Source organism: Deinococcus pimensis DSM 21231 (genome assembly GCF_000519345.1).
GTDB lineage: Bacteria > Deinococcota > Deinococci > Deinococcales > Deinococcaceae > Deinococcus_A > Deinococcus_A pimensis.
In genome coordinates this window covers 15,513-16,908 of the sequence record NZ_KI912654.1, presented here as the reverse complement: position 1 = coordinate 16,908, position 1,396 = coordinate 15,513, and the positions used below count along the sequence as shown (strand labels likewise).

Below are 1,396 nucleotides of genomic sequence, written 5' to 3'. Positions count from 1 at the left end.
CGCCGCCGGGAAGGCCGCGCGGAACGCGGGCGTCCCGAGCTTCTACAAGCACCTCATGACGGGCGTGAGCCACATGCTGCCCTTCGTCGTGGCGGGCGGCCTCCTGATCGCCGTGGCGTTCGCGGTGGGCTCCATGCAGTTCGGAGATCAGGGCATCTTCGTCTACGAGGACCGCTTCGCGGGCTCGCTGGGGCACACCCTCTTCCAGATCTCGCAGGCCGCGATGGGCATGTTCATCCCGATCCTCGCGGGGTACATCGCGTACTCCATCGCGGACCGCCCCGGGCTCGCGCCGGGCGTGGCGGGCGGCGTGCTCGCCGGTACGACGGGCAGCGGCTTCCTCGGCGGCATCCTCGCGGGCTTCATCGCCGGGTACGCCGTGCGCTGGCTCGTGCGGGTCGTGCGGCTCCCCCGCACCCTCGAAGGCCTCAAGCCCACCCTGATCCTGCCCCTGCTCGGCACGCTCGTCGTGGGCCTCCTGATGATGCTCGTCGTGGGCGCGCCCGTCGCGGCGGCCCTGCGGGGCCTCACGGGGTGGCTGCAGGGCCTCGGCAACGCCAGCGCCGCCGTGCTCGGCGCGCTCATCGGGGGAATGATGGCGGTGGACATGGGCGGCCCCATCAACAAGGCCGCGTACACCTTCTCCACGGGCCTGCTCGGCTCGAAGGTGTACGGCCCCATCGCCGCCGCGATGGCCGCCGGGATGACGCCGCCCCTGTCGCTGTTCGTGGCGACGCTGCTCTTCCGCAACCGCTTCACCCGCGACGAGCGTGAGGCGGGCAAGGCCGCCGGGGTGCTCGGCATCTCCTTCATCACGGAAGGCGCCATTCCCTTCGCGGCGCGCGATCCCCTGCGGGTGATTCCCGCGCTCGTCGCGGGCTCGGCGGTGGCAGGCGCGATCAGCTTCGCGTCCGGGTGCCTGCTGCGCGCCCCGCACGGCGGTATCTTCGTGCTGTTCATCCCGAACGCCGTGACGAACCTGCCGATGTACCTCGTCGCGCTCGTCGCGGGCACCCTGGTGAGCGCCGTGCTGCTCGGCCTGCTCAAGAAGCCCGTCCTCGACGACGGCACGCCCGCGCGCGCGTCCACCACCGCCGCCTCCGCCGCCGACTGACCTCAGGGAGAACCATCATGCGTCAACGAATCCTCGCCGTCACCGCCGCCCTCGTCGCCTCGTCCGCCCTCGCGGCCACGCCCGTGAAGCTCGCCACCATCAGCCCCCTGTCGGGCCCGCAGTCCGACATCGGCGTGCAGGTCAAGAACGGCGCGCAGATCGCCGTGAACGAGTACCGCGCGCGCTTCGCGAAGCTCGGCCTGACCCTCTCGCTCGTCGGGTACGACGACCAGGCCGACCCCGCCACGGGCACCGCCGCCGCGCGCCGCGCCGCCGCCGACC

General features: G+C 72.6%; 2 protein-coding genes. Both read left to right on the top strand.

Translation table 11 applies throughout. The features are described 5' to 3' along the window. Positions 1 to 1,114: PTS fructose transporter subunit IIC (locus DEIPI_RS39980; protein ID WP_045234414.1), on the top strand; the 1,114-nt coding region annotated here is incomplete at its 5' end. A gap of 17 nt (positions 1,115 to 1,131) precedes the next feature. Beyond that, on the top strand, positions 1,132 to 1,396 hold a 265-nt coding region (locus DEIPI_RS31425; protein ID WP_045234413.1), incomplete at its 3' end, for an ABC transporter substrate-binding protein.